At 52.5% G+C, this 21995-nt stretch carries 20 protein-coding genes and 1 pseudogene; 16 read left to right on the top strand and 5 right to left on the bottom strand.

Annotation, left to right across the window (positions count from 1 at the left end; all coding sequences use genetic code 11):
- Positions 1 to 220: 220 nt before the first annotated feature.
- The 9 genes from FCL42_RS05265 to FCL42_RS05225 all read left to right on the top strand — a co-directional run bounded on the left by FCL42_RS05265 (position 221) and on the right by FCL42_RS05225 (position 7702).
- On the top strand, positions 221 to 1591 hold the full coding sequence (locus FCL42_RS05265) for a Na(+)-translocating NADH-quinone reductase subunit A (protein WP_136862347.1): 1371 nt from the start codon (positions 221 to 223) through the stop codon (positions 1589 to 1591).
- A complete protein-coding gene (locus FCL42_RS05260; RefSeq protein ID WP_136862346.1) occupies positions 1591 to 2790 on the top strand; it encodes an NADH:ubiquinone reductase (Na(+)-transporting) subunit B in 1200 nt (399 codons plus the stop codon). Before FCL42_RS05265 ends, FCL42_RS05260 begins: the two co-directional genes overlap by 1 nt.
- Positions 2790 to 3551: a Na(+)-translocating NADH-quinone reductase subunit C gene (locus FCL42_RS05255; protein ID WP_136862664.1), complete on the top strand. Its 762-nt coding sequence runs from the start codon at positions 2790 to 2792 to the stop codon at positions 3549 to 3551. Before FCL42_RS05260 ends, FCL42_RS05255 begins: the two co-directional genes overlap by 1 nt.
- Entirely contained in the window at positions 3548 to 4168 is a 621-nt protein-coding gene (locus tag FCL42_RS05250) for an NADH:ubiquinone reductase (Na(+)-transporting) subunit D (protein WP_136862345.1), read from the top strand. Before FCL42_RS05255 ends, FCL42_RS05250 begins: the two co-directional genes overlap by 4 nt.
- Before the next feature lie 6 nt (positions 4169 to 4174).
- Positions 4175 to 4783 carry an NADH:ubiquinone reductase (Na(+)-transporting) subunit E gene (nqrE, locus tag FCL42_RS05245; RefSeq protein WP_136862344.1) on the top strand — a complete coding sequence of 203 codons (609 nt, stop codon included), beginning with the start codon at positions 4175 to 4177 and terminating at the stop codon, positions 4781 to 4783.
- 14 nt (positions 4784 to 4797) lie between these two features.
- Entirely contained in the window at positions 4798 to 6015 is a 1218-nt protein-coding gene (gene nqrF / locus FCL42_RS05240) for an NADH:ubiquinone reductase (Na(+)-transporting) subunit F (RefSeq protein WP_136862343.1), read from the top strand.
- A gap of 49 nt (positions 6016 to 6064) precedes the next feature.
- On the top strand, positions 6065 to 6298 hold the full coding sequence (gene nqrM / locus FCL42_RS05235) for a (Na+)-NQR maturation NqrM (protein ID WP_136862342.1): 234 nt from the start codon (positions 6065 to 6067) through the stop codon (positions 6296 to 6298).
- A 303-nt stretch (positions 6299 to 6601) separates the two neighbouring features.
- A complete protein-coding gene (locus FCL42_RS05230; protein WP_136862341.1) occupies positions 6602 to 7357 on the top strand; it encodes a ribonuclease H1 domain-containing protein in 756 nt (251 codons plus the stop codon).
- Positions 7358 to 7492: 135 nt separating this feature from the next.
- The gene (locus tag FCL42_RS05225; protein WP_136862340.1) at positions 7493 to 7702 is read left to right on the top strand and encodes a TOBE domain-containing protein; all 210 of its coding nucleotides are present in this window, start codon (positions 7493 to 7495) and stop codon (positions 7700 to 7702) included.
- A 56-nt stretch (positions 7703 to 7758) separates the two neighbouring features.
- Here the strand turns inward: FCL42_RS05225 and FCL42_RS05220 are convergent, their stop codons facing one another.
- Positions 7759 to 8814 (bottom strand): AraC family transcriptional regulator, encoded by a 1056-nt coding sequence (locus FCL42_RS05220; RefSeq protein ID WP_136862339.1) that lies wholly within the window; start codon positions 8812 to 8814, stop codon positions 7759 to 7761.
- Between the two features lie 167 nt (positions 8815 to 8981).
- Between FCL42_RS05220 and FCL42_RS05215 the strand changes: the two genes are divergently transcribed.
- The 3 genes from FCL42_RS05215 to FCL42_RS05205 are packed head-to-tail and all read left to right on the top strand — an operon-like array spanning position 8982 to position 12269.
- Positions 8982 to 10481, top strand: a complete 1500-nt coding sequence (locus tag FCL42_RS05215) for a flavin-containing monooxygenase (RefSeq protein ID WP_136862338.1) — start codon at positions 8982 to 8984, stop codon at positions 10479 to 10481.
- The gene (locus FCL42_RS05210; RefSeq protein ID WP_136862337.1) at positions 10471 to 11316 is read left to right on the top strand and encodes an alpha/beta hydrolase; all 846 of its coding nucleotides are present in this window, start codon (positions 10471 to 10473) and stop codon (positions 11314 to 11316) included. The genes FCL42_RS05215 and FCL42_RS05210 overlap by 11 nt, the downstream gene beginning before the upstream one ends.
- Positions 11313 to 12269 (top strand): 3-hydroxyacyl-CoA dehydrogenase, encoded by a 957-nt coding sequence (locus FCL42_RS05205; RefSeq protein WP_136862336.1) that lies wholly within the window; start codon positions 11313 to 11315, stop codon positions 12267 to 12269. The genes FCL42_RS05210 and FCL42_RS05205 overlap by 4 nt, the downstream gene beginning before the upstream one ends.
- Before the next feature lie 62 nt (positions 12270 to 12331).
- On the opposite strand, the gene FCL42_RS05200 is transcribed toward FCL42_RS05205, so the two are convergent.
- A complete protein-coding gene (locus FCL42_RS05200) occupies positions 12332 to 12715 on the bottom strand; it encodes a VOC family protein (protein ID WP_136862335.1) in 384 nt (127 codons plus the stop codon).
- Positions 12716 to 12873: 158 nt separating this feature from the next.
- On the bottom strand, positions 12874 to 13566 hold the full coding sequence (locus FCL42_RS05195; RefSeq protein ID WP_136862334.1) for an aspartate/glutamate racemase family protein: 693 nt from the start codon (positions 13564 to 13566) through the stop codon (positions 12874 to 12876).
- A gap of 424 nt (positions 13567 to 13990) precedes the next feature.
- On the opposite strand from FCL42_RS05195, the gene FCL42_RS05190 reads away from it, so the two are divergent.
- A complete protein-coding gene (locus FCL42_RS05190; protein ID WP_136862333.1) occupies positions 13991 to 15319 on the top strand; it encodes a hemolysin family protein in 1329 nt (442 codons plus the stop codon).
- 85 nt (positions 15320 to 15404) lie between these two features.
- Here FCL42_RS05190 and FCL42_RS05185 read toward each other — a convergent pair.
- Positions 15405 to 15602: pseudogene (locus tag FCL42_RS05185) on the bottom strand (vitamin B12 dependent-methionine synthase activation domain-containing protein); the annotation flags it as partial.
- 360 nt (positions 15603 to 15962) lie between these two features.
- Here FCL42_RS05185 and FCL42_RS05180 point away from each other — a divergent pair.
- A complete protein-coding gene (locus FCL42_RS05180; protein WP_136862331.1) occupies positions 15963 to 16283 on the top strand; it encodes a hypothetical protein in 321 nt (106 codons plus the stop codon).
- A gap of 659 nt (positions 16284 to 16942) precedes the next feature.
- Here FCL42_RS05180 and metH read toward each other — a convergent pair.
- Complete coding sequence (gene metH, locus FCL42_RS05175; RefSeq protein WP_136862330.1) at positions 16943 to 20608, bottom strand: methionine synthase; 3666 nt, start codon at positions 20606 to 20608, stop codon at positions 16943 to 16945.
- 277 nt (positions 20609 to 20885) lie between these two features.
- Between metH and FCL42_RS05170 the strand changes: the two genes are divergently transcribed.
- Together FCL42_RS05170 and cobO are read left to right on the top strand one after the other, a co-directional pair.
- The gene (locus FCL42_RS05170; RefSeq protein WP_136862329.1) at positions 20886 to 21176 is read left to right on the top strand and encodes an ArsR/SmtB family transcription factor; all 291 of its coding nucleotides are present in this window, start codon (positions 20886 to 20888) and stop codon (positions 21174 to 21176) included.
- Between the two features lie 191 nt (positions 21177 to 21367).
- The gene (gene cobO / locus FCL42_RS05165; protein WP_136862328.1) at positions 21368 to 21964 is read left to right on the top strand and encodes a cob(I)yrinic acid a,c-diamide adenosyltransferase; all 597 of its coding nucleotides are present in this window, start codon (positions 21368 to 21370) and stop codon (positions 21962 to 21964) included.
- The last annotated feature ends 31 nt before the right edge of the window (positions 21965 to 21995 follow it).

Genomic DNA, 21995 nt, shown 5'->3' with positions numbered 1-21995 from the left:
TTCGACTGACCTTTGTGCCACAGGCCGCGATCCTAGTTGAAATCGACGCTGTAAATGGGGTTGGCTTAATATTAGTGGGAAATCTCATTATGTAATTTAATTACGTAACTTTTCGAAAAAATCACACTATCAAGATAGCAAAGTGTGATGTTCGTCGGCGCATAAAATGCGCCTAAGATTTATCCTTCTGCGTTCATAAAATCTTTTAGTGGCGTTTCTTATGAATCTTGATTTGAACGCAGTGGTTAACATCACTACTGGCTTGGATGTGCCCATCAGCGGCGCACCCAAACAAGCCTTGCCGGCAGCCAGTGAACCTCGAGTCCAGCCGACTCAGGTGGCGATACTCGGTGAAGAGTTCGTTGGCCTGAAGCCGTCGATGCTGGTCGAGGAAGGCGATAGGGTGAAGAAAGGGCAACCGCTCTTTACCGATAAAAAAACTCCTGGGGCGGTATACACCGCACCGGCCGCAGGCATCGTCAGTGCCATCAACCGTGGTGCCCGCCGGGTTCTGCAGTCGGTGGTGATCGATGTCGACGGTGACGAACAGATTACCTTCCCTATCGCTGATGATCTGGATGCGCTGAGCCGCGAACAGGTTCAGAAACAGCTGGTAGACAGTGGCCTTTGGACCGCCCTGCGCACGCGCCCGTTTTCGCGTGTGCCTCAGTTGGATACAACCCCAGCTGCGATTTTCGTGACGGCCATGGACACAAGCCCACTGGCAGCGGATCCTCGTTTGATCATCGGTGAACAGGCCGAAGCATTCGAAGCAGGTCTTAAGGTGCTGAGTAAGCTGACCGAGGGCAAAGTATTCCTGTGTCAGGACGATGGCGAAGCGCTGCCGGGCGCTAACTTGTCTGACGTGCAAGTTCGCCGCTTTACCGGTGTGCATCCGGCAGGTCTGGTGGGCACTCACATCCACTTCACCATGCCGGTTAGTCTTGAGCGTCAGGTGTGGCACCTGAACTATCAGCACGTGATTGCGTTTGGCAAGCTGTTCACCACCGGTGAGATCTTCACCGATCGCATCGTTGCCTTGGCTGGACCAAGTGTGAAGAACCCGCGTCTGGTTCGTACCCAGTGGGGCGCTGAATTGAACTCTCTGGTTGATGGCGAGCTGATTGACGGTAACCACCGCGTGGTTTCCGGCTCAGTACTTCATGGCCACAACGCCACCGGCCCACACGCTTTCTTAGGCCGTTTCCACCTGCAGGTAAGCGCCCTAAAAGAGGACAATTGCGACGAAGTGATGCCGTGGATGGCTGCGGGCAGTAACCGCTTCTCCATTACGCGTTCGATGATCACCGCATTTTTGCCAAAGCGTACCTTCAACATGTCGACCCACTCTCGTGGTTCCTCCCGCGCAACCTTGACCTTTGGTCAGTTGGATCGCGTGATGCCGCTGGACATCTTGCCAACCTTGTTGCTGCGAGATCTGGTGGTACGCGATACCGACGAAGCCCAATTGCTGGGCGCACTGGAGCTGGATGAAGAAGATCTGTCCCTGTGTACCTTTGTGTGCCCAGGCAAGTTCGACTTCGGTAAAGAGCTACGTGCCTGTTTGGACATCATCGAGAAGGAAGGCTAATGAGCAAGCAATCCAACAAGCGCCAGGACGCCTATTACGAGCCTGGCAACAGCTTGCGTGATTACATCCGCTCGCTGTTTATCCGTTTCGGCCGCAGTACCTCAGGTAAGGTACATGTGCGTGATGCCATCGACGTACAGCGCACCATGATGTTGGTGATGCTGGCGCTGATGCCAGCCACCCTGTTTGGCCTTTACAACGTCGGTTATCAGGCGCAACTGGCTGTGATCTCCGGTTTGAGCACTCCAGACGTTTGGCAGTTGATGCCATTCAACGCGCTGGTTGGTGGTTTGACTGCGGACAGCGGCCTGTTGTCACTGATGGCTTACGGTGCCAGTTTCTTCCTGCCAATCTATCTGGTAGCGATGCTGACCAACTTGGCTTGGGAAGTGGTCTTTGCCCGAGTGCGTGGCAGTGAGCTTCAAGAGGGCTTTATGGTGACCTCGCTGTTGCTGGCGCTGATTCTGCCGGTTTCCATCCCACTGTGGATGGTTGCTGTGGCGATCAGCTTCGGTGTGGTGATGGCCAAAGAGATCTTCGGTGGCCTAGGTTACAACTTCTTAAACCCAGCTCTGGCGGCACTGGCTTTCATCTACTTCGCCTACCCAGGTGAGTTTGAGTCTGCGGCGACCTTAGTGGCTGTGGATGGCTTCACTGGCGCGACCACGTTGGCGCAAACCGCCGCGGGCAAGTTGAGCTGGGACGCGGGCGCGTTGGCGGCCTTTAGTGATGGCGCATGGTGGGATGCCTTCTTAGGCTTCACTCCTGGCGCAATTGGTGAAACCTCCACTCTGGCGATCCTCATTGGCGGTGCTTACCTGATTCTGACCCGTCTGGTTGATTGGCGCATCGTGACTGCGGTGTTCTTTGGCATGGTGGCCACGTCGATGTTGTTTAATGTCATTGGCTCAGAAACCAACGCCATGTTTGCCATGCCGTGGACCTGGCACCTGGTAACCGGCGGCTTTGCCATCGGCATGATGTTCATGGCAACCGATCCGGTAACCACCGCTTACACCCGCAAGGGCAAGTGGGCATTTGGCCTGATGATCGGCGCCATGACCGTGATGATTCGCGTGGTGAACGCCAAGATGCCTGAAGGCATCATGCTGGCGATTCTGTTTGCCAACCTGTGGGCACCGCTGTTCGACCATCTGGTGATGCGTGCCAACATCAAGCGGAGGCTCGCCCGCTCATGATTAAATTCAATAAAGACAGTGTGCTGGGCACCATGGTGTTTGCTTTGGCACTGAGCTTGTTCTGCTCGTTTCTGATCACCGGCACCGCCGAGATTTTGAAAGAGCGCAAGATCGCCAAAAAACGCAATGAGATTAAGCGATATGTTCTGGTGGCTGCCAACCAGCCAACCGACGACTTCGTGGATTTCTTTGACGACAACGTTAAGCCGCAACTGGTGGACCTGAATACCGGTAAAGCGGTTGATGGCGAGCCGATGGATTTCGATCCAAAGATGGCGGCCATCAACAAAGATACCTCCATCAAGCCTAAGAAAGACCTGGCTAAGATTAAGCGCCGCGCCAATGTGGCTCGCATCTACAAGGTTTATGGTGATGATGGCAAGTTGGCCAGTGTGGTATTGCCAATCTACGGTAAGGGCCTGTGGTCCATTGTTTATGGCTACATTGCCATTCAGCCGGATCTCAACACCATCGAAAACGTGGTGTTCTATGAGCACGGTGAAACTCCGGGAATCGCCGACTTTGTAACCGACCCAAGTTGGGCAGCCCAGTGGCATGACAAGCAACTGTTTGATGCCAAGGGTAAGGTGGCGTTCAAAGTGGTGAAAGGCGGTGCCAAAGAGGGTGACGTTCACGGTGTGGATGCCGTCAGTGGCGCAACCAAGACCGGTCGTGGCATTCAGAAATCGGTACAGTTCTGGTTTGGTCAAGAGGGCTTTAACAAGGTTCTTGAGCAACTGAAAACGGAGGTGGGCGCATGAGCCAAGTCGCAGAAGCGAAGAAGGTATTAACCACGCCTATCTTCGGTAATAACCCAGTTGCCATGCAGATGCTTGGGGTATGTTCCGCGCTGGCGGTGAGCAACTCCATGCAAACCGCGTTGGTAATGACCCTGTCAGTGACCTTTGTGTTGGTGTTCTCCAACCTGTTTATCTCACTGATCCGTAACTTTATCCCTAACAGTGTGCGCATCATCGCTCAGATGACCGTCATCGCCTCTTTGGTGATCATCGTTGAGATGGTGCTGCAGGACGTGGCCTACGAGCTGTCGAAGCAGCTGTCGGTGTTCCTGGGGCTTATCATCACCAACTGCATCATCATGGGCCGGGCAGAAGCCTATGCCATGAAGAGCAAGCCACACATGGCGGTGGTGGATGCGCTGGGTAACAGCTTGGGCTACGGCGTGATTCTGCTGGGCGTGGGCTTTGTTCGTGAGCTGATGGGCTCCGGCACCCTGTTCGGTCATGAAGTGCTGCCACTGCTGGAGAACGGCGGTTGGTTCCTGACTAACGAGATGTTTAAGTTGGCTCCAAGTGCCTTCTTCCTGATCGGTCTGATGATCTGGGGCATCAACATCTGGCAACGCAAGCGAGGTTAATCACTAATGGAACATTACATTAGCCTGTTTGTGCAGGCGGTCTTCATCGACAACATGGCCCTGAGCTTCTTCATGGGCATGTGTACCTTTCTGGCGGTGTCCAAGAAGGTCTCGACCTCCTTTGGTCTGGGAATCGCGGTTATCGTGGTGATGACCTTGGCGGTACCGGTAAACCAGCTGATCTACACCTACTTCCTGGCACCAGGTGCCATGGCGTGGGCAGGTTTGCCTGAGCTGGACCTGAGCTACCTGAAACTGATCACCTTCATCGGCGTGATTGCCGCTCTGGTGCAGATTCTGGAGATGGTGTTGGATAAGTTCTTCCCAACGTTGTACCAGACTCTGGGTATCTTCCTGCCACTGCTGACCGTGAACTGCGCCATCTTTGCTGGCGTTATCTTCATGGCCAACCGCAACTACAACATGGCGGAGTCAATCACCTTCGCTGTGGGTTCCGGTTTTGGCTGGGCGATGGCCATCGTGCTGTTGGCTGGTCTGCGTGAGCGGATGAAGTTTCACAATATTCCTGAAGGATTACAGGGCATTGGTATCACCTTTATTACCACTGGCCTGATGGCGCTCGGCTTTATGTCGTTCTCCGGCGTATCCCTGTAAGAGAGGTAGAATTCATGGAAATGGCAATCGGCATCGGCATGTTCACCATTGTGGTGAACCTGTTGGTGGTGGTAATTCTGTTCGCTAAAAGCAAGTTAGTGAACTCTGGTGCCGTTAAGATCGGCATCAACGACGATCCGGAAAAGAGCATCGAAACCCCTGCTGGCGATAAGCTGCTGGGTGCTCTGGCGGGCAACGACATCTTCATTCCCTCCGCCTGTGGTGGCGGTGGTACCTGCGGTCAGTGTCGGGTGAAAGTGAAGTCCGGTGGTGGTGAAATTCTGCCAACCGAGCGCGATCACATCACCAAGAAGGAGGCCGCCGATGGCTGCCGTCTGGCGTGTCAGGTAGCAGTGAAAGAAGACATGGAGCTTGAGCTGGAAGAGGAGATCTTCGGCGTTAAGAAGTGGGAGTGTGAGGTTGTCTCTAACGACAACAAGGCCACGTTCATTAAAGAGCTGCTGCTGAAGATCCCAGAAGGCGAAGAGGTGCCATTCAAGGCGGGTGGTTACATCCAAATTGAAGCACCAGCGCACCACGTTAAGTACTCAGATTTTGATATTCCTGCTGAATACCGTGACGACTGGGAGAAGTATGGCCTGTTTAAGTTGGAGTCTGTGGTGAATGAAGACGTACTGCGTGCGTACTCCATGGCCAGCTACCCAGCTGAGAAAGGTTACATCATGCTGAACGTGCGTATCGCGACGCCACCGTCTCCTGAGTTGCCACCGGGTCAGATGTCCTCGTACATCTTCAACCTAAAAGCGGGTGATAAGGTGACCATCTCTGGACCGTTCGGTGAGTTCTTCGTACAAGACACCGACAACGAGATGATCTTCATCGGCGGTGGTGCGGGTATGGCGCCAATGCGTTCCCACATCTTCGACCAGCTGAAGACCCGCCAGACCAAGCGTAAGATGAGCTTCTGGTACGGTGCCCGTTCTAAGCGTGAGATCTTCTACCAAGATGAGTTTGATGCACTGGCCGAGGCCAATGAGAACTTTGAGTGGAATGTGGCCCTGTCTGAGCCATTGCCTGAAGATAACTGGGAAGGCTACACCGGCTTCATTCACCACGTGATTTTGGAAAACTACCTGAAGAACCACAAAGCGCCTGAGGAGTGTGAGTTCTACATGTGTGGTCCACCGATCATGAACTCTTCAGTGATCAACATGCTGAAAGAGCTTGGGGTTGAGGACGAGAACATCCACTTGGATGACTTCGGCGATTGATAACCGGTTGCCGCTGCGGCGGCGATCATTTCAATGAGAGAGACTGTGTATGAGTACCTTCATTATCACCTTCGCTATCCTGATGGGCGTGACCGCTTTGATGGCCGTGGGTTACATCATCAAGCGTAAAACCATCTCCGGCAGTTGTGGCGGCTTAGGTGGTATTGGTATCGAAAAAGCCTGTGACTGTCCAGAGCCTTGTGACCGTCGCAAGAAGTTGATGGCCAAGCAGGAAGCGGAGGCGCAGCGCAGCGCCAAATTGGAACAGATGCGTATCCTCTAACCGACCCTCTTTCCACGCCTAAAGCCAGCTCATTTGAGCTGGCTTTTTTAATGCTTTTTAGAAGATAAGAAAGTAGAGCAGGCCAATGGTCATCATGACCGTCAGCATGATCAGTTCTTGCTTTTTCTTTGATTCCATCAGTCGCTCCAGCGGTTGATCTGTTTTTAAACTGAAGCATCAGTATGACTGCTTGATGCCATTGCGAGCGTTTCTTTTGGGGTTGGCTTTGACCCACAAGGTGACCGCCCGTTAGACTGCCCTCATTATGTAGCTCACTGATGTGAGCCCCCTTGGAGGGCCAAGATGGCGTCAAAATTTTATGTGGTGTGGGCTGGCCGTAAACCGGGCATCTACACCAGCTGGAATGAGTGTAAGGCTCAGGTGGATGGCTTTGCTGGAGCGCGCTATAAGTCGTTCAAAACTCAGGCTGAGGCCGATGCGGCCTTCGGTGGCAAATCGGTGACTGCCGCAGCCAAGCCATCACCTAAGCGTAGCAATAACGGGGTAAAAACCTACAGCGCTGCCGAAGTGGATGCTTTGCAGGCACAGACCAAGATCTTTACTGACGGTGGTTGTGAACCCAACCCCGGAGAAGCGGGTTCTGGGGTGGCGATCTACCGTGATGGCCAATTGTCGGAGTTGTGGTTTGGTCTCTACAATCCCATGGGCACCAACAACACCGCCGAACTCAATGCGCTCATTCAAGCGTTATTGATCGCCAAAGCGGAGCTAGCTAACGGGCGCAGCGCTGCTATCTTTTGTGACTCCAAATATTCGATTCAGTGCGTTACTCAATGGGCCATTGGCTGGCAGAAGAAAGGCTGGACCAAAAGTGGTGGCGAGATCAAAAACCTTGAGCTGATTCAGCAGGCGTTTGAACTGCACCAGCAACTCAAAGATAAACTGCAGGTGCTGCACGTTAATGGGCACGTTGGGGTTGAGGGCAATGAGTTGGCGGATCGGATGTCGATCTGGGCGATGCAGTCTAAAGAGGTCGATTTTGCTCGCTACCCAGAGCCCCTGAACATCGTTGAAATTCTGGCGATGCAGGCAGGCTAACCACTTGATAAATTGTGCTTAAATGCAATTTTAACTGGTTAAGTTGTGAATTGAGTCTCATTTGACCTATTTTGATGAACCTTACTCAGAGCCTTGGAGTAGGATGAGAGTACGTATCTGATTCAGGAGAAAAATATGAAAATTAGTGCCCGTAATAACCTGGTTGGTAAGATCAAAGCGATCGAAGAAGGTTCGGTAAATAACGAAGTGGTTATCGAGCTGGCTCCTGGTGTAGAGATCACCTCCGTTGTGACCAAAAAGTCTTGCGAGCAGCTGGGTCTGACCGTTGGTGGTGATGCCTATGCCATCATCAAAGCCAGCAACGTGATGATCGCCGTAGACTAAGCGAACCCAAGTTTCATAGGGCCGCAGAGGGTAACCTCTGCGGCCCTTTTTTGTGACTAACGGTTTTGATTGGTGACGGTTGATGACCCTTGCCACTGCGTCTTTAGTCGCAATTGCTGCCGGTATTGGCTCGGAGTTTGGTTGAACCAACGTTTGCACGCGCGGGTAAATATCGCCTGCTCGGCGTAACCGAGAAGGCTGGCGATGTGCTCGAGGCTCATGTGAGGTTGGCGAAGGTAGCGTTCAGCGACCGTGCGTCTTTCTGTGGCAAGCAAAACATCAAAACGGCTGCCCTCTTGGCTGAGCTTTCTCTGTAGGGTGCGCTTGTTGAGGCCAAGCTCTCGAGCTACTGAATTGATGCTGCAACTGGCGGTGGGCAGCAGGTAACGAATCAGCTCTGACGTTTGACCACTGATCTGACCAAACTGCCCAAGAGGGTGCTGTTCAAGGTGTTCGGTGGCCAGGCGAAACGCTCGGTGGTCGGCATTGATAACCTGACCACGGTAGCTTTGACTGTCTAGCAGGGCGCCGCACCTGGGCTGATTAAACAACACTGGGCAGCCAAAGTAGCCTTGATAGTCCACTGCGTCATCTACCTTTGAGTGCATAAATTGCACTTGAAGCGGCTGAGTTTTGTGGTCGGTAAGCAGCTTGAATATCTTAAAGCAGTTGGCGATGGAGAGTTCGTAGGTTTGACGAATGCCTGCCACCTTGGTGTTCTCAAACTCAATTCCGATGAAGGTGGTGGCATTGGCCAGCGTGTGGCTGCGGCTGATCCTCATGCTAGGGCAGTAGATGTTGGAGTAACGGCTGATGTTTTTGATTGCTTCATCGACCGTTTCTGAATTTCGAGCCACCACGGCGATGTTACCGAGAATCTCAAGCCCTTGATATTCACTGAGGCGCAGGCCAAAGTCCGGCGTATTCAGGGTCGCAGCACTGTACTCAAATAGGTTCGACAACTGCTCAAAGCGAACAAAGGTGTGGTCCGCCAAATCTGGTTTGAGGCTAGGCAAATTGAAGCGTGCCAGCAGTGCCTTAGGGTTTCCTCCGAGCTGTTTGACCAGTTGTTCAAAGCCCATTAATGAGGTGAGACGAATAACCTGAATCATCGGTGTTGGCCTGCCTTCCTGTCTTTATCATGGCGTGTTTCCCTCCCTGTTTGAAAATCGTTCATTTTGGCACCAAAAGTCAAATCGGTGTCATCAATAGTCAATTATATGCTGGCGCTCTGGTGTAGGTTGAGTAGACCGCTGGGTTGCATTAAGGGACGAACGCAATGACACAACCAATCTTTGATGTGGTGATAATTGGGGCCGGTTTATCAGGCATCGGCGTGGCTTGTCGCATCAAACAGGCCTTTCCAAACATGTCCATGGCGATTTTGGAGCGCCGCCAACAGGTGGGGGGAACCTGGGATCTGTTTAACTACCCAGGCATCCGCTCTGACTCAGACATGGCCAGTTTTGGGTACGAGTTTCGACCTTGGCATTCCGACAAGGTGTTGGCTCAGGGGCCGGACATCAAGGCTTACGTGCGGCAGACCGCTCAGGAGCATCGCATCTACGACGACATTCAGTTTCGACAACGGGTGCTGAAGTTTGATTGGTCCACCTCGGCCAAAAGGTGGACCTTAACTACCAGTGATGAGAGCTCTGGAGACTGCCGAGCCATTCAGGCTCGGTTCGTGGTGAACTGCACCGGTTATTACAATTTTGATAAAGGCTACACTCCTGATTTTGCCGGTCGTGAGGCGTTTAAAGGTGACGTCATTCATCCACAGCATTGGCCTGATAATTATGACTATCGAGGTAAGAAAGTCGTGGTGATTGGCAGCGGCGCGACGGCGGTCACCTTGATCCCATCGATGGCGGAAAAAGCTGCTCACATCACCATGCTGCAGCGCTCACCCACCTACATCATGGCGATGCCCAACACCGACAGCATCTCCAAATGGCTCTATCGTATCCTTCCAAGAGACTGGGTGTTCAGGCTGGCAAGAAAGCGCAACACCTGGTTTCAGCGGGCGCTTTATTTGGGCTCCATGCGTTGGCCCAATTTTGCTCGAAAACGGTTGCTGGCCAGCGTAAAGAAGCAGCTTGGGGATGATTTTGACATGAGCCATCTCACCCCCAAGTACAATCCATGGGAGCAGCGACTGTGCGCCGCTCCCGATGGCGATTTTTTCGAAGCCATCAACGCTGGCAAGGCCTCCATCTGTACCGATGAGGTTAAGCAGTTTAATGAGTCTGGCATCGAGCTTAAATCAGGCCAGCAGTTGGATGCGGATCTGGTGATCACCGCCACAGGTCTCGAGGTGCAGATGCTGGGAGGGGCACAGATGCATGTCGATGGCGTAAAACAGAACCTTGCGGACAAGCTCACCTACAAAGGCATTATGCTGGAAGGGATCCCCAATCTGACGTGGATTTTCGGCTACACCAATGCCCCCTGGACATTAAAGTGCGACATTGCCGGACGCTTTTTGACCCGCCTATTTGCTTATATGCAGGAGCATCAGCTTGAAACCGCGACGGCCATCGACAGTGAGGATCAGGCGCTGGATATCGGCATTCTCGACAGCTTTGCCCCAGGGTATGTGCAGCGAGCGCGCCACATACTGCCTCGTCAAGGCAAGAGCGGCCCGTGGCGCGTGACCATGCACTATGGCAAGGATAAGCGTATGTTACTTAAGGATCCTATTAACGATGGCCTACTTGTGTTCGACCGAGGGCCGAGTTGGCAAGTGACCGCTAAGGAGGCCAGTGGTGGCATCTAATCTTGAGGCCAAACCGGCTGTGGTGTTGATTCATGGCATGTGGGGCACTGGAGAGACCTTAAATGAAGTGGCGCAAGCCTTTGCGTCATGGGGGTATCGAACCTTCAGCCCAACACTCCCCCTGCACCGCGTGATGGTGCAAACCTCAACCGTGGAACGAAAGCAGCTTACTCACACCGGGCTGGATGATTACCTGCGCTTTCTCAATGGTTATCTTGACGATCTCAAGTTGAATCACGGTGTTGAGAGGCCAATGCTTTTGGGACACAGCATGGGCGGGCTATTGGCGCTTAAATTGGCGAGTCAGCGGCCCCATTGTGGATTGGTGCTATTGTCTCCCGCCGCCCCAAGAGGGATCAGTGCCTGGGGTATGAGTGTGCTTAGAACCATGGGTCGTAATTTACTGAAATTCCCCACGTGGTGGTACACCTTGTCACTGAATTTGGCTAACGTGCGCTACGGCATTGCCAACACTCAGCCTCTGCCGTACCAGCAGCAGATCACTGAGCAGCTTTGCTATGAGTCTGGGCGCGCCGCCACCCAGATTTTGATGCCTTGGCTGCTGCAATCGGATGCTACCCAAGTTCAGTTTGCTGGCGTTTCAGGGCCGGTATTGGTCATTAGTGGTCAGCAGGACCGCATAACCCCAGAGCGAGTTCATTGGCAGATCGCCGATCGTCTAGGGGGCAAAGCCAAACTGCTTAAGTTTACTGCAGCATGCCACTGGACCGTTGGTGGTCAGGGCTTTGACGACATCGCCACCGGCATCGAAAGCTGGTTATCCCAACACGGGCTAATTTGCCTAGAGCGTACGCAAACAAGGAGCGTTGGATGAGTGCATCAGCATTGGATAGGGTGACGGTACTTGGCGCTGGCGTTCTCGGCAGTCAGATTGCTTGGCACAGTGCCTACATGGGCAAACAAGTAGTGCTGTTTGAGCCAATGCCTGAAGGGCGATTGGCCTGTGAGCGCGCCTTGGCAACTTATGAAGGGATCTACCGCAGCGAACTTGGTGCCAGTGAACAACAGCTCTTGCAGCTTAGGTCTCGCCTTAGCATTGAGTCAGAGTTATCTGTGGCGGTAAGTGATGCCGATCTGGTGATTGAAGCGGTGCCGGAGGTGCCTAAGATTAAGCATCAAGTCTATCGGCAATTGGCCTCGCTGCTGCCTGAGCGTACCTTGGTGGCCAGCAACTCTTCAACCTTATTGTGTGGTGATTTCGCCGACGATGTTGGCTGCCCAGAGCGGCTGTGCTCACTGCATTTCGCCAACTTAATTTGGAAGATAAATATTGCCGAGTTGATGGCTCATGAGCGCACTGACATCAGCACCGTCGAGCGGGTGACTCAGTTTGCTGTGGAGATTGGCATGGTGCCAATTGCGGTGAAAAAGCCCACTAACGGCTATGTGCTAAACAGCTTATTGGTGCCCTTGGCCAATGCGGCCCAGACCTTGATTACTCAAGGGGTAGCCGATGCCCACACCATTGATCGCACCTATATGATCATGAATCGAGGCTGTGCCGCTGGCCCTTGCGCCATGATGGACGTTGTTGGTTTTAATACCATCGTGAATATCTTTAGCCATTGGGGGCAGGTTCAGGGGGATTCGCAGATGTTGGCGAATGCCGATTACCTTAAGCGTGAGTTTTTGGATAAGGGCAAATTGGGTCTGCAAAGTGGCGAGGGCTACTACCGTTATCCTGAGCCCAGCTATGAAGCGGTCGATTTTCTTGAGGTGCCGGATATCTCTGTGGCGACTCGCATCGCCGAGCAGGTGTGCGGCTGACTCTGCAATGGTGATGTTTAAGCCAAAGGGCTGCTAGGCAACCCTTTACCGGCGAGAGTCCGTTAGCTGGTGACGCGGTGCAGGGCACAGATCTTGTTGCCGTCGGGGTCGCGAAGGTAAGCCAAGTAAAGACCCCCTACTGGGCTAGGCCGCACACCCGGAGGCTGTTCGCAAGTGCTGCCGCCATTTTCAACACCTGCCGCATGCCAAGCATCCGCAATCTCGGGGGTGGCTGCCGCAAAGCCGATTGTGGTGCCATTGCCGTGATCCGCAGGCTCGCCGTTGATGGGTTTAGTCAGGGCGAATATGCCGGATTCGGTGTAATAGAAACAGCGACCTTTGGGGTCGATGACGCCAGGTTTGTGGCCCATAGTGGCTAAAATGGCATCGTAAAATTTCTTGGATGCGGCAATGTCATTGGCGCCAATCATGATGTGACTGAACATGGTTTCTCCCTAAATCAGTGCGCTTTAGTGGCAATACCATCTAATTTATATTTTTGAATTTCAAGTTTTTAATCAGATTGGCCTGACTTGGTATCGATGGTTGAAACTGCCGCTTGTTCTAGGTTCGCGTCGAGTGGCCAACTAATATGGAAGTGGCGTCAGCTTAGCGCCATCTCCACAGCAGCCTGTGCATGGATGGCGGTGGTGTCAAACAGAGGCACCTGGGTATGATGGGGTTGCACTAATAACGCAATCTCAGTGCAGCCTAAAATAACGGCCTGAGCACCTTGGGCGTGCAGAGTATCGATAATCTCAAGATAGCGCTGGCGTGAACCATCACGTATTTTCCCCAAGCAGAGTTCGTTGTAGATGATTTCATGTACTGTGTCTCTGTCTTCTTGAACCGGCACGACAACCTCAATACCAAAATTTTGGGTAAGCCGCTGTTTGTAAAACGCTTGCTCCATAGTGAAGCGGGTTCCAAGCAGGCCCACCTTGGTGATCCCTTGTGACTGCAGAGATTGTGCGGTGGCATCGGCAATGTGTAGCAGGGGAATATTAAGCTTGGCCTGAATCTGCGGTGCCACTTTATGCATGGTGTTGGTGCAGATAAGTAGGAAGTCTGCTCCCGCTCGCTCAACCGCTTGAGCGGCACTGGCTAGGATATCGGCGGTTTCCTCCCACCGCCCTTGATGCTGAAGTTTCTCTATCTCGTCAAAGTTGACGCTATACAGGCACAATTTTGCCGAGCTTAGCCCGCCTAGTTGGCTTTTAATTCCTTGGTTGATCGCTTGGTAGTAACTTTGAGTGGACTCCCAGCTCATGCCGCCCAACAGGCCGATGATTTTCATTGTGGTGGTTTCCGTGCGTAATCGAAGTGGTGAATTCAGACTACTCAGTTTTGGTGGCTTTGCCTTGTACAAAATTGACTTCAGCAGTCAGAGTCGCAGTTAATTTGGTGAATTAGTGAGCCATTTCAAGCCATTATCATGTGGGAATTGTTAGAGTGACTCCATGAGCGCTTCCGTTTGCCATTGACTGAGATGGCTGGGTATCTGCGTATGCAACAAAAGGATATTTTTTGGCCTTATCTGGGGCTATACTCCGCCGCAATTTGAGCATGACACAGTTCTAGCTAACCGACTTCGCTCTCACATTCTATCGATTTACGACCTTTACCCCGACTCACCTAGTGTGTCGGGGCAAAGTTGGTGGATCGTTCCCACCCCTCGCCGTTTTGGGGCGTGTGCATATCTATGTGTTCCAAGGTGTTTTATGGATCTGTTTGAGAATTTATTGATTATTTTTGCCCTTATTGGCATCAGCTGTTTCTTCTCCATGTCGGAGATCTCCTTTGCTGCGGCGCGTAAGATGCGTCTTGGCCTGATGGAGGAGGAGGGAGACCCTCGTGCAGCTAAGGTGCTGCAGCTGCAAGAGCAACCGGGCAACTTCTTTACCGTGGTGCAGATCGGCCTTAATGCGGTGGCCATTTTAGGTGGTGTGGTGGGGGAGGCCTCGTTGACGCCCTATTTCCAAGCAGCGCTGATGGATCTGGTGCCAGCAGCCTACGTAGATAAATTAAGCTTCCTATTGTCGTTTACTCTGGTCACCACCCTGTTCATTCTGGTGGCTGATCTGATGCCAAAGCGGGTTGCCATGGCGATTCCCGAGCAGGTAGCGGTGGTGCTGGTTGGCCCGATGATGGCCTGTATTACTCTACTAAAGCCGGTGGTGTGGTTCATCAACACCTTGGCTGACGGCATCATGAACCTGCTGCGAGTGCCCACCGTTCGTAACGATGAGATCACCAGTGATGACATCTATGCGGTGATGAATGCCGGAGCGGAAGCTGGGGTACTGGATAAGGGCGAACACGAGATGATGGAGAACGTGTTCGAGATGCAATCAATTCCAGTCACCGCAGCCATGACCTCTAGAGAGGGGATTGTTTATTTCTCCACTACCGACAGTTTCGATGAGATTAAGCGCAAGATTGGCGATGAGCCTCACTCTAAGTTTTTGGTGTGCGATGGCCCGCTGGATAACATCAAAGGTTTTGTGGATGCCAAAGAGCTGCTGCTGCGCCTGATTAACGGTGAGACTTTAGATCTTACCGATCCTAAAGTACTGCACAGCTGCCCTGTGATTCCGGATACCTTGAACTTGGTGGAGGCGATGGAGTTCTTTAAGCATCAGCGCTCCGATTTTGGGGTGGTGATGAATGAGTACGCCCTAGTGGTTGGAATCGTCACCAGTAACGACCTGCAAAGTGCGGTCATGGGCACCTGGGCCCTACACGATGTGGAGGAGCAGATTGTTGCTCGGGATAGTCACAGCTGGTTGGTGGATGGGGTTACTCCCATTACTGATGCCATGCGGGCCTTTGATATTACGGCGTTTCCAGAGAGCGAAAACTACGAAACCGTGGCTGGCTTTGTGATGTATAAGCTGCGCAAAATTCCCAAGCGCACCGACTTTGTGATGCACGCAGGCTACAAATTTGAAGTGGTGGATATCGATGCGTTTCGAGTGGATCAGCTGCTGGTCACCAAGCTTGATGGTAGTGAAAAGCCGCAGCCGCTGTTAGCGCCAGCCGCGGAATAGGGCGTAGTGCTGATTCAAGCTTGAAGAGCAATTTAGAAAGCGGTCCTGACTTAGTCAGGGCCGCTTTGTTTAATGGGTAACAGAACTAGCCGTGCAGCAGCGGCGCTAGCCACTTCTCGGCTTGCTCTAGGCTCCAGCCTTTGCGTTTGGCGTAGTCCTCCAACTGGTCTCGGGCGATGTCGGTGATGCCAAAATAGCGGGATTCCGGATGGGCGAAATACCAGCCAGATACCACTGCCGTTGGGTACATGGCGTAGCTATGATGATTCAAATTATTAGTTTGGATTTTAATGAAGGGACATGCTGAGATTAAACTTAGCTCTATAGTTTTCCCAATTTGAAATATAAAAATAAATAACTTTATTAGCTGTTACTACCAAACTTTAAACTTAACTTGCTACAAAAGGCTTCACTCCAACTGTAGGGGATACCGAGCTTTTGGGCTTGTTTATTCGGAAATTTATTATAAAAGATAGAGTGCGCCCCTTGTTGTGTAAGCTTTTTCTTAATTGGTGCTGGGCTTATGGCTTACCTCTGTTTGCTGTGATGAGGCATTTATTAATTAAAATGAGTTTATTTAAAATGATGAAGCTGGGAGCTCTCTCAGTTAAATTATTAAAAAGTAAATAAAGGATGTTTTACAGTGAAAAAAGTTATTCTAGCTGGTCTGTTTTTTTGTTCATCAGTGTCAGCTAATGAGTTTAATGCTTTGGCCGCTTATATGGATAGTGGTAAGAATGAAGAGGTGCTTACTGGTATCTCTTTATTACCCAATGCTTCATCTTATTACACCTCGGAAAATGTGGATGGCGTAGAGTATCGAATAACGTATCAGAGATTAGAGGCACAGAAAGTTCAAGATGTTTCAGTGTTTTCTGGTGATGCGCCGAGCACAACTGAAGTTTGTGTAACCGTTAAAGTTGATGGCAGCACATGGGAAGTGTGTGCAAGAAAACTAGATTGATTTATATGTAATCTAATTGGAATTAATGGTTTATTCATTGGTATTTCGGTTGTATTAAAAACAGTGAATGGGCTGCAGCACTTGTCTCTTGAGCCCATCACGTTAGATACAAGAGGCTTAGCCATAGGGTAGCCTTCCATAAACAAGGCTAGTTCATACCTGCTTTGCCACAGAGCGACCTAACCGGGTCGCTCTTTTTTGTCGAACTATTCGTCGAGTTTAGCCAAGGTCAGCTTCGCCTAATCAATCGTTAGTGTTTCTCGATTTTATATGGAGGTATTGGTGAGTGTCACTCACAGGCGCACGTACAGAGATGATGAGAGATTGAAGGTCACAACATTGGCTGCACACCTCCTCCTAAGCTTTTTGCCATTTGCATGACTCTTTTTCTTCATAATTGACTTCGCATGCTCAGGATCTCGGCCTCGAGTTTTTATTTCCCTCATCCATTGCTTTTGTATCTCCTAATACGAGCAGCAATTCCTAGTTTCTCACTGACTTAACAGTGGTTGCTAAGCCAGCTTTAGCAATGGCCTAAGGCAGAATTAATTATTACGAATAAAGCGGGAAATCCCTTCATTAAAAGAGACCTCGCCGATTGGCGAGGGATTTTTGTTAAAGAGACTGGCAGTAGAGTGCCCATTTTTTCGTTACCTAGATTAGCCGTGCAGCAGCGGCGCTAGCCACTTCTCGGCTTGCTCGAGGCTCCAGCCTTTGCGTTTGGCGTAGTCCTCCAACTGGTCTCGGGCGATGTCGGTGATGCCAAAATAGCGGGATTCCGGATGGGCGAAATACCAGCCAGATACCGCCGCCGTTGGGTACATGGCGTAGCTCTCGGTAATCTTAAGGCCGATGTGTTCCTGCGGCTGCAACAGTTCCCACAACAGGCCCTTTTCGGTGTGATCCGGGCAAGCCGCGTAACCCGGCGCCGGACGAATGCCCTTGTAGCGCTCGCGAATCAGATCCGCATTGTCCAGCTGTTCGTCGCTGGCGTAGCCCCAGAACTCTTTACGAACCCGCTCATGCATACGCTCAGCAAAGGCTTCGGCCAGACGGTCGGCAATGGCCTTGATCATGATGGCGCTGTAATCGTCCCCAGCCTGCTCGAAACGTTCGACGTGGGGTTCAATGCCGATGCCCGCGGTTACCGCAAAGGCGCCCATGTAATCGGCTTTGCCGCTCTGTTTAGGGGCGACAAAATCCGACAGGGCGAAGTTGTCATTGCCGGCGCGCTGCATCTGCTGGCGCAGCATGTGCAGCGTAGTGCGAGTGCTGGTTCTGGATTCATCTTCATAGATCTCGATGTCATCATGACCCACGGTGTTAGCTGGGAACAGGCCAATAACACCCGCTGCGGTGAGCCATTTTTCGTTGATGATCAGATCCAGCATCTTGCGGCCGTTGTCGTACAGCTCTCGAGCTTCTTCACCCACTTTCTTGTTATCGAAAATGTCGGGGAAGCGGCCATGCAATCCCCAGCTGCGGAAAAACGGCGTCCAGTCGATGCGCTCAATCAGATCCGTCAGCGGGTAATCGTGAAATACTCGAACGCCGGTCTGTTTCGGGGTAAACGGGGTGTAGTTTTCCCAGTCTATCTGGTTGCGGTTATCCCGAGCCTCTTCAAGTGGAATCAAGGTTTTGCGCTGGCCCTGGGCTTCACGCTTGGCTTTAAGGTCTTGATACTCCCGGTAGGTTTCGGCGATGAAATCACTGCGCTGACTGTCATCGATAAGCTTGGCCACTACTGGCACGGTGCGGGAGGCGTCAGGCACATAGATGGCTCCGTGAGGGTAGTGCTCATGAATCTTCACCGCCGTATGGATCTTGGAGGTGGTGGCACCGCCAATAAAGCAGGGGATCTCCATCCCCGCCTTTTGGTAGGCCTTGACGTTGTGAATCATCTCATCCAGCGACGGGGTGATGAGACCAGACATACCGATGGCATCGACGTTCTCGGCTTTTGCGGTTTCGATGATCTTTTCCACCGGCACCATCACCCCAAGGTCGATCACCTCATAGCCGTTGCACTGCAACACCACCGCAACGATGTTCTTGCCGATGTCGTGCACGTCCCCTTTAACGGTAGCCATGATGATCTTGCCGGCGGAGCTGACCTCTTTTTTGGAGGCTTCGATATATGGAGTGAGGTGAGCCACCGCTTGTTTCATCACTCGGGCAGATTTCACTACTTGAGGCAGGAACATCTTGCCATCACCAAACAGGTCGCCGACTACATTCATGCCATCCATCAATGGGCCTTCAATCACCTCGATGGGTTCGTTAGCTTCAAGGCGCGCCTGCTCGGTATCTTCAATGATAAAGTCGGTGATGCCCTTAACCAGTGCATGCTCTAGGCGTTTGTTGACTGGCAGAGTGCGCCACTCGGCGTCTTTGGGATCCTCTTTAGCTTTGCCGTCGCCACGGTAATCGTCGGCCACGGCCAACAGGCGCTCGGTGCCATCGTCACGGCGGTTGAGGACGATGTCTTCCACCAGTTCCCGCAGTTGCTCTGGGATGTCGTCGTAGATGGCCAGCTGACCGGCGTTGACGATGCCCATGGTCAGTCCCGCTTTAATGGCGTGATAGAGGAACACCGCATGAATGGCCTCTCGTACCGGATTGTTGCCCCTAAAGGAGAACGACACATTGGAGACCCCGCCGGAGAGCATGGCGTGGGGCAGGGTGGCTTTAATGGTGCGGCAGGCTTCGATGAAATCGACGGCGTAGTTGTTGTGCTCGTCGATGCCGGTGGCGATGGCAAAGATGTTGGGGTCGAAGATGATGTCCTGTGGCGGGAAGCCCACCTTCTCTGTTAGCACTTTATAGGCGCGGCTGCAGATCTCCACTTTGCGCTCATAGGTGTCGGCCTGCCCGGTCTCATCGAAGGCCATCACAATGGCGGCGGCGCCATAGCGTCGAATTAGGGTCGCCTGACGAATAAACTCCGCTTCGCCCTCTTTTAGGGAGATGGAGTTCACCACGCCTTTGCCCTGAATGCATTTAAGGCCTGCCTCTAACACCTCCCATTTGGAGGAGTCGATCATAATCGGCACCTTGGAGATCTCCGGCTCCGAGGCGATCAGTTTTAAGAAACGCTCCATGGCGGCGACGCCGTCGAGCATCCCTTCGTCCATGTTGATGTCGATGATCTGGGCGCCGTTTTCCACTTGCTGGCGGGCCACCGACAGTGCCGTTTCATAATCCCCCTCTTTAATCAGCCGTAGGAATCGAGCCGAGCCGGTTACGTTGGTTCGCTCGCCCACGTTCACAAACAGTGAGTCGGCATCGATGGTGCAAGGCTCAAGCCCTGACAGGCGGCAGGCGACTGGGAGCTCTGGTGCTTGTCTTGGCTGGTGTTGGTCAACGGCGGCCTTGATTACCTGAATGTGCTCAGGCGTGGTGCCGCAGCAACCCCCCACTATATTAAGCCAGCCCTCCGCCGCCCACTGGCCGATGATCTCTGCCATCTGCGCTGGGGTTTCGTCGTATTCGCCAAATTCGTTGGGTAGGCCGGCGTTGGGGTGGGCGGAAACCGCGAATTCACTGATGCGAGACAGCTCTTCCACGTAGGGCGCCAACTCTTTTGGCCCCAAGGCGCAGTTAAGGCCGATGGAGATGGGCTGGATGTGGTTCAAAGAGTTGTAGAAGGCTTCGGTGGTTTGCCCAGTAAGGGTGCGGCCAGAGGCATCGGTGATGGTGCCAGAGATCATCACCGGCAGCTTTTTACCCAATTTTTCGAACAGACTGTCGATGGCAAACAGCGCCGCTTTGGCGTTCAAGGTATCAAATACCGTCTCCACCAAAACGATGTCGGCGCCGCCCTCAATCAGGGCTTCAGCGGATTCAGAGAAGGCTTCAACTAGCTGGTCAAAGCTGATGTTGCGAAACCCAGGATCATTCACATCTGGGCTGATGGAGCAGGTGCGGTTGGTTGGGCCCAAAACCCCGGCGACAAAGCGGGGAGTGCCGGTTTCGGCGGCCACTTCATCGGCAGCGGCACGGGCGAGCTTGGCGGATTCGAAGTTTATCTCCCTAGACAGCGACTCCATCTGGTAGTCCGCCATGGCGATGGTGGTGCTGTTAAAGGTGTTGGTTTCGATGATGTCAGCACCGGCCAGCAGGTACTGGCGGTGGATCTCTTTGATGATCTCAGGTTGAGTTAGCGACAGCAGGTCGTTGTTGCCCTGCAGTTGGCAAGGCCAATCGGCAAAGCGCTGGCCTCGAAAGTCAGCCTCTTGCAGCTTGTGTCCCTGAATCATGGTGCCCATGGCGCCATCGAGAATCAAAATACGTTGCTCGAGGAGGGAGTGAAGAGTATTGGCCATGGAAGTTCCTTGCTAGCATCAACGAAGCGGCGCTTCAAAATCAAATAGACATTTATCCGTTTAGACGTCTATCTTAGCGAAGCCAGTTTGCTAAAGGTAGCCCAAATTTGGAATAAATTGATTTACGGCTCTTCCAGCAATGGAATCATGGATTTAAGCTATGAGGCTCTGTTTGAGAAGCTAAGTCGGTTTGATTGCGGCGAGTTTGTTAGGCACAAAGCGGTTTACTAGAAATTTCGAAGAATATAGAATTAACACGGTTTTGGTTGGAGGCCATATGATTGCAGACACCGATGCCGCTAAGCGGCTAGCTGAGTTGGGGCACGGCACCCGACTGGCGATCTTTCGTTTGTTAGTTAAAGGCAACGAGCAAGGCCTGACTGTGGGCGAAGTTCAGCAACACCTAGACATTCCTGGCTCGACGTTGAGTCACCACATCAGCCGCTTGATGGCCGCAGGGCTGGTGACGCAAGAGCGTCAAGGCCGAGAGCTTCATTGCCGCGCTAAGTTGGAAGCGGTGGATGAGTTGATGGAGTACTTGAAGGCTGAGTGCTGCACCATCTGCTGATTGCAGGCGTAATCAGCGTGTTATGAAGAATTTTAAAAGGGCAGCTTAGGCTGCCCTTTGTTGTATGTGGCCTCTTTGCTGTCGGTTCGGGTTTGCATGGCTTGCACTGAGTTGAAACCCTATATCCGAGTCTTGCACTCGGGATTGATTCCAGCCACACTGACGGCAATTTTGTTATGGAGAATCCGGTGATGAGTGACAAGGATCAGAAACACCAACAGCGTCAGCAGAAAGTGAAACAGAAGGTCGATGCCAAGGTGGAAAAAGCTCAAGAGGAGCGTGGCATCGTATTGGTTCTGACCGGCAATGGCAAAGGCAAGTCTACTGCAGGCTTTGGCACCATCGCTCGAGCGGTTGGTCATGGGCAGAAGTGTGCCGTGGCTCAGTTTATCAAGGGCACTTGGGCCTGCGGTGAGCGGGATCTCCTCGAAGGTCACGGGGTGACCTTTCATGTGATGGCCACCGGCTTTACCTGGGAGACTCAAGACAGAGAAGCGGATACCAAAGCGGCGCAAGCGGTGTGGCAACAGATTAAGCCCGCGCTGGCGGATCCGAGCATCGATGTGGTGCTGTTAGATGAGCTCACCTACATGACCAATTACGATTATCTGGATCTGGATGAGGTGCTGGAGGCCATTGCCAATCGACCTGCAGAGCAGAGTGTGGTGATCACCGGTCGCGCGGCCCACCGCCGCTTGGAAGAGCTGGCGGATACCGTCTCAGAAGTTCGCCCTCTCAAACACGCTTTCGAAGCGGGCATTAAGGCTCGCAAAGGGGTGGATTGGTAGCCATCAACAGAAGCCCTCAACATTGAGGGCT

Origin of the sequence: Ferrimonas aestuarii (assembly GCF_005116665.1) — a bacterium.
Classification (GTDB): domain Bacteria; phylum Pseudomonadota; class Gammaproteobacteria; order Enterobacterales; family Shewanellaceae; genus Ferrimonas; species Ferrimonas aestuarii.
The sequence above is the reverse complement of the archived record's forward strand: the minus strand, read 5'-3'. Positions and strand labels throughout refer to the sequence as shown.

Excerpts from the sequence above, each read along its gene's own strand:
- FCL42_RS05260 (WP_136862346.1), top strand. The coding sequence starts at position 1,591 with ATGAGCAAGCAATCCAACAAGCGCCAGGACGCCTATTACGAGCCTGGC.
- FCL42_RS05225 (WP_136862340.1), top strand. The coding sequence starts at position 7,493 with ATGAAAATTAGTGCCCGTAATAACCTGGTTGGTAAGATCAAAGCGATC.
- FCL42_RS05230 (WP_136862341.1), top strand. The coding sequence starts at position 6,602 with ATGGCGTCAAAATTTTATGTGGTGTGGGCTGGCCGTAAACCGGGCATC.
- nqrF (WP_136862343.1), top strand. The coding sequence starts at position 4,798 with ATGGAAATGGCAATCGGCATCGGCATGTTCACCATTGTGGTGAACCTG.
- nqrM (WP_136862342.1), top strand. The coding sequence starts at position 6,065 with ATGAGTACCTTCATTATCACCTTCGCTATCCTGATGGGCGTGACCGCT.
- nqrE (WP_136862344.1), top strand. The coding sequence starts at position 4,175 with ATGGAACATTACATTAGCCTGTTTGTGCAGGCGGTCTTCATCGACAAC.
- FCL42_RS05195 (WP_136862334.1), bottom strand. The coding sequence starts at position 13,566 with ATGAAAATCATCGGCCTGTTGGGCGGCATGAGCTGGGAGTCCACTCAA.
- FCL42_RS05205 (WP_136862336.1), top strand. The coding sequence starts at position 11,313 with ATGAGTGCATCAGCATTGGATAGGGTGACGGTACTTGGCGCTGGCGTT.
- metH (WP_136862330.1), bottom strand. The coding sequence starts at position 20,608 with ATGGCCAATACTCTTCACTCCCTCCTCGAGCAACGTATTTTGATTCTC.
- FCL42_RS05190 (WP_136862333.1), top strand. The coding sequence starts at position 13,991 with ATGGATCTGTTTGAGAATTTATTGATTATTTTTGCCCTTATTGGCATC.
- FCL42_RS05170 (WP_136862329.1), top strand. The coding sequence starts at position 20,886 with ATGATTGCAGACACCGATGCCGCTAAGCGGCTAGCTGAGTTGGGGCAC.
- FCL42_RS05200 (WP_136862335.1), bottom strand. The coding sequence starts at position 12,715 with ATGTTCAGTCACATCATGATTGGCGCCAATGACATTGCCGCATCCAAG.
- FCL42_RS05220 (WP_136862339.1), bottom strand. The coding sequence starts at position 8,814 with ATGATTCAGGTTATTCGTCTCACCTCATTAATGGGCTTTGAACAACTG.
- FCL42_RS05265 (WP_136862347.1), top strand. The coding sequence starts at position 221 with ATGAATCTTGATTTGAACGCAGTGGTTAACATCACTACTGGCTTGGAT.
- FCL42_RS05215 (WP_136862338.1), top strand. The coding sequence starts at position 8,982 with ATGACACAACCAATCTTTGATGTGGTGATAATTGGGGCCGGTTTATCA.
- FCL42_RS05250 (WP_136862345.1), top strand. The coding sequence starts at position 3,548 with ATGAGCCAAGTCGCAGAAGCGAAGAAGGTATTAACCACGCCTATCTTC.
- cobO (WP_136862328.1), top strand. The coding sequence starts at position 21,368 with ATGAGTGACAAGGATCAGAAACACCAACAGCGTCAGCAGAAAGTGAAA.